At 64.3% G+C, this 4,810-nt stretch carries 5 protein-coding genes; all 5 read right to left on the reverse strand.

What is annotated here, in order from left to right; genetic code table 11:
- Positions 1 to 4 precede the first annotated feature (4 nt).
- Positions 5 to 715, reverse strand: coding sequence for a phosphate signaling complex protein PhoU (gene phoU / locus EOA33_RS24580; protein ID WP_126057989.1), 711 nt, complete (start codon positions 713 to 715; stop codon positions 5 to 7).
- A gap of 23 nt (positions 716 to 738) precedes the next feature.
- Positions 739 to 1,563 (reverse strand): phosphate ABC transporter ATP-binding protein PstB, encoded by an 825-nt coding sequence (gene pstB / locus EOA33_RS24585; RefSeq protein WP_126057988.1) that lies wholly within the window; start codon positions 1,561 to 1,563, stop codon positions 739 to 741.
- Positions 1,564 to 1,578: 15 nt separating this feature from the next.
- Positions 1,579 to 2,895 (reverse strand): phosphate ABC transporter permease PstA, encoded by a 1,317-nt coding sequence (gene pstA / locus EOA33_RS24590; RefSeq protein ID WP_126057987.1) that lies wholly within the window; start codon positions 2,893 to 2,895, stop codon positions 1,579 to 1,581.
- Positions 2,892 to 4,352: a phosphate ABC transporter permease subunit PstC gene (gene pstC, locus EOA33_RS24595; RefSeq protein WP_126057986.1), complete on the reverse strand. Its 1,461-nt coding sequence runs from the start codon at positions 4,350 to 4,352 to the stop codon at positions 2,892 to 2,894. Before pstC ends, pstA begins: the two co-directional genes overlap by 4 nt.
- Positions 4,353 to 4,545: 193 nt before the next feature.
- Positions 4,546 to 4,810 (reverse strand): substrate-binding domain-containing protein (locus tag EOA33_RS24600; RefSeq protein WP_190234362.1); only part of this gene is annotated, 265 nt, incomplete at its 5' end.

The raw sequence follows: 4,810 nt of genomic DNA on the forward strand, positions 1-4,810 counted from the left end.
CTTCTCAGGCCGCCGGCGCCGACATCGCCGTCTCGTCCAGCTTCGGACGATTGGCGGGCAGTTGCTGACCGGTCAGCACGTAGTAGGCGTTCTCGGCAATGTTGGTGACATGGTCGCCGATGCGCTCCAGGTTCTTGGCGCAGAATAGAAGATGCGTGCAAGCGGTGATGTTGCGCGGATCCTCCATCATGTAGGTCAGGAGCTCGCGGAACACCGAGGTGTATTTGACGTCGATGCGTTCGTCGTCGTTGCGGAGCTTGGCGAGGGCTGCGGCATCCGCGGCGGCATATTGCTCGATGACGCCCTGCACCTGGACCAGCACAAGCTGCGCCATGCCGTCGATGGAATGCGAGAGATCACGCGGCGTGACGCTGAGGCCGACGGTACCGACACGCTTGGCGATGTTCTTGGCGAGGTCGCCGATGCGTTCGAGGTCGCCCGCCATGCGGATCGAGCCGACCACGGCGCGCAGATCGTTGGCCATCGGCTGCCGCTTGGCGATCAGCGTGATGGCGCGGTCGTCGAGTTCGCGCTGGCGTGCATCCATGATGGCGTCGTCGGAAACAACGCGCTGCGCCAGGGCATTGTCGGAATTGAGCAGCGCGCGCGTCGAGCCGGCGACCATCGAGCGGGCGAGATCGCCCATGTCGGCGATCAGCTTGCTGATCGCTCCCAGATCCTCGTCGAAAGACGCAACCGTATGATGTTCACCCATGATCCTGTCCTCGTGCGTGGAAATCAGCCGAACCGGCCGGTGATGTAGTCCTGGGTGCGTTTGTCGTCGGGGTTGGTGAACATCTTGTCGGTGGCGCCTTCCTCGACCAGGTAGCCGAGATGGAACATCGCCGTGCGCTGCGACACGCGGGCCGCCTGCTGCATCGAGTGGGTGACGATGACGATCGTGTAGTTCTGGCGCAGTTCGTCGATCAGCTCCTCGACACGGGCGGTGGCGATCGGGTCGAGCGCCGAGCAGGGCTCGTCCATCAGGATCACTTCCGGCGACACGGCGATGGCGCGGGCGATGCACAGGCGTTGCTGCTGGCCTCCGGACAGGCCGGTGCCGGGCTCGTGCAGGCGGTCCTTCACCTCGTTCCAGATCGCCGCCTTCTTCAGGCTGGATTCGACGATCTGGTCCATGTCGGCCTTGCGCTTGGCCAGCCCATGGATGCGCGGGCCGTAGGCGACATTCTCGTAGATCGACTTCGGGAACGGGTTGGGCTTCTGGAACACCATGCCGACGCGAGCCCTAAGCTCCACGACGTCGATGTTCTTGTCGTAGATATCCTCCTCGTCCAGCGTGATCTTGCCCGTCACGCGCGCCGAGTCGATGGTGTCGTTCATGCGGTTGAGGCAGCGCAGGAAGGTCGACTTGCCGCAGCCCGAAGGTCCGATGAGCGCCGTCACCTGATTGAGGCGGACGTCGAGATTGACGTCGAACAGCGCCTGCTTTTCGCCGTAGAACACGCCGACCTTGTCGCCGCGCATCTTGATCACTTCGTTCGACTTGGCGTTCATCTTGTCGCCCACTGCGTTTTCAAGAGACTGTTCGGTCATGATGTTCATACCAGATGCCTTCTTTTACCAGCGCCGTTCGAACCGGCGCCTGAGCACGATCGCTGTGATGTTCATGGCCATGAGGAAGACGAGCAGGATGATGATGGCGCCCGACATACGCTCGACGAAGGCGCGTTCGGCCTCGTTGGCCCACATGTAGATCTGCACCGGCAGCGCGGTCGCCGGATCGAACGGAGTCTTCGGATAGTCGGCGACGAAGGCGACCATGCCGATCAGGAGCAGCGGCGCGGTTTCGCCGAGCGCGCGCGCCAGGCCGATGATGGTGCCGGTGAGGATGCCGGGGGCGGCAAGCGGCAGGATATGCTGGAACACCATCTGCATCTTGGAAGCGCCAAGCCCGAGCGCCGCCGAGCGGATCGACGGCGGCACGGCGGCAAGCGCCGCGCGGGTGGCGATGATGATCGTCGGCAGTGTCATCAGCGTCAGCACCAGGCCGCCGACGAAGGCGGCCGAGCGCGGCATGCCGAGGAAATTGATGAACACCGCGAGGCCGAGCAGGCCAAAGACGATCGACGGCACCGCCGCCAGATTGTTGATGTTGACTTCGATCAGGTCGGTGAAGCGGTTCTTCTTGGCAAACTCCTCCAGATAGATGGAGGCGGCGACGCCGATCGGCAGCGCCAGAAGCAGCACGATCACCATCATGTAGAAGGAGCCGATGATGGCAACGCCCATGCCCGATGTCTCCGGACGGCTCGAGGCGCCATAGCTGAACAGGCCCTTGTTGAAATGCTCGGCCATGGTGCCGTCGGCCTTGAGCTGGTTCATCCAGGCGACCTGCTGGTCCGAGACCTTGCGGCGCGCTTCCTCGACATTGAGATCGATCTGCCCCTTGAAGGCGGAATCGAGGTTTGCGGCGACGAGGATGTCGACATTGCGCGTCGTGCCGATGACCGACGGATCGGCAACGACGATGTCGCGCAATTGGACGCGCGCGCCCTCCGACAGGAAGCCCTTCAGCTTCAATGCCATCGGTTTGTTGCTGGGGTCGATGCCAAGCTTGGCCATCAGCGCTCTGTCGGCAAGTTTGGGGTAGTTGGCCTTGATCAGCACCTCCGGGTCGGTGGCGCGTTTGTTGGAAGGATCGATGACCTTCTCGTCGAAATTGATCGGCAGCGATACCGTCGTCTGCCAGAAGGCGGTGTAGCCCTTCGAGACGATGGTGATCAGCATGATGGCGAGGAAGGCGAGGCCGACCGAGATCGCCAGCGCGCCGTAGATGCGGAACCGGCGCTCGGCGGCGTAGCGCGCCTTGAGGCCGATGTCGCGGCGCGCGGGGGCCGCGGTGCGGACCATCGTATCCAGCGGGATATCGGTCATTCGTACTGCTCCCGGTATTTGCGCACGATGTAGAGGGCCACGATGTTCATCACCAGCGTCAGCGCGAACAGCGTGATGCCGAGCGCGAAGGCGACCAGCGTCTGCGGCGAATTGAATTCGAGGTCGCCGGTCAGCTGGTTGACGATCTTGACGGTGATGGTCGTCATCGCCTCGAACGGATTGGCAGTGAGATTGGCGGCGACACCGGCCGCGAGCACCACGATCATCGTCTCGCCGATGGCGCGCGAGGCGGTGAGCAGGATGGCGCCGACGATGCCGGGCAATGCCGCCGGCAGGATCACCCGCTTGATCGTCTCGGAGCGTGTCGCGCCGAGGCCGAGCGAGCCGTCGCGCATGGCGCGCGGCACCGCGGTGATGATGTCGTCGGAAAGCGAGGAGACGACCGGGATCAGCATGACGCCCATGACCAGGCCGGCGGTGAAGATGCTCTGGCCCTGGATGAAGGGCGAGCCGCCGGTCAGCGCCGCGGAGAGATCGCGCAGGAACGGCCCCAGCGTGACGACGGCGAAGATGCCGTAGACGATGGTCGGGATGCCAGCCAGCAACTCGAGCGCCGGCTTGACCACCGACCGCACCTTGGGCGAGGCGTATTCGGCCATGTAGACAGCCGACATCAGGCCGACCGGCACCGCCACCAGCAGCGCGACGAAGGCGATGTAGAGCGTGCCGGCCAGAAGCGGGATCAGGCCGAACTGGCCCTGGCTGCCGCCCGAGCCGGCGGCGGCGAAGCGCGGATCCCAGACGGTGCCGAAGAAGAAGCTCGCCGGCGAGACGCTCTCAAAGAACTGGATGGTCTGGAACAGCATCGAAAGCACGATGCCGACGGTGGTCAGGATGGCGATGGTCGAGGCCGCCAGCAGCCCCCACAGCATCAGCCGCTCGACATTGTTCCTGGCGCGCGCCCGTGGCGCGACTTGTCTTAGCGCATAGAAGGCGCCGGCGATCGACAGGGCAAGGGTGACGACGGCTCCGATCATGCCGAGCCGGCCCTGCACCGCGTTCGCCTCGACGGCAATCGGGATCATGTAATCCTGGGTGTCCGTCGCCAGCGCCACGCCCTTGGCGGCGAGCAGCGGCTGCAATTCGGCGAAGCTGGCGGGAAGCTGGGTGTTGGCATCGAGCTGGCGCAGGCCCTTGGCGAGGCTCTTCACCAGGCTGACGTCGAGCGCCTCGCTGGCGACCGCGCTGTCGGCGGTGCGCTCGGGCAAAGCGGCATGGATGTGGCGGTCGAGGTAGATGGAGGAACCGATGTTCCACACGGCAAGCAGCAGGAGGGCCGGCAGGACAGCGAGCAGGAAGGCCCACCAGCCGTGATAGTGAGCGCGCGAATGCGGCTTCACCGATCCATTGTCCTGCGCGACGGCGCGTTGGCGACCGATGAAGAATGCGACCAGGCCGACGGCGACTACAATGGCAAGTACGAGCATGGACGACATGAACCCACCCCAGGGGAAATCCCTTGTTTGAGCATGATCTTATCCGAACCAGAGGTCAGCGAAGCAAAAACCGGTCCCCACTTTTCGCTGACGCGGTGCTTCGGTTCGGGATCATGCTCCGGTCGCTACCGCCGCTGCGGCAGGCGAAGAGATCGGGGCGCGGGCAAACCCGCGCCCCGGTCCGCAAGCTTGATTACATGGTCTTTCCGGCGGCGAACGCGTCGCGCTGCGCCTGACGCTCGGCATCGGGAGCCGAAACCAGGCCGTACTCGGCGAGCGGGCTTTCCGGGCCGATCATCTGGTCGTCGAGGAAGAACTCGACATATTCCTTCAGGCCCGGAACGACGCCGAGATGCGCCTTCTTGACGTAGAAGAACAGCGGGCGCGAAACCGGATACTTGCCGCTGGCGATGGTCTCGGTCGAAGGCGTGACGCCTTCCACGGTGGCGACCTTCAGC

Source organism: Mesorhizobium sp. M4A.F.Ca.ET.050.02.1.1, assembly GCF_003997725.1.
GTDB lineage: Bacteria > Pseudomonadota > Alphaproteobacteria > Rhizobiales > Rhizobiaceae > Mesorhizobium.

Coding starts and splice junctions, on each gene's coding strand:
- pstA (WP_126057987.1), bottom strand. CDS start 2,895: ATGACCGATATCCCGCTGGATACGATGGTCCGCACCGCGGCCCCCGCG.
- phoU (WP_126057989.1), bottom strand. CDS start 715: ATGGGTGAACATCATACGGTTGCGTCTTTCGACGAGGATCTGGGAGCG.
- pstC (WP_126057986.1), bottom strand. CDS start 4,352: ATGTCGTCCATGCTCGTACTTGCCATTGTAGTCGCCGTCGGCCTGGTC.
- pstB (WP_126057988.1), bottom strand. CDS start 1,563: ATGAACATCATGACCGAACAGTCTCTTGAAAACGCAGTGGGCGACAAG.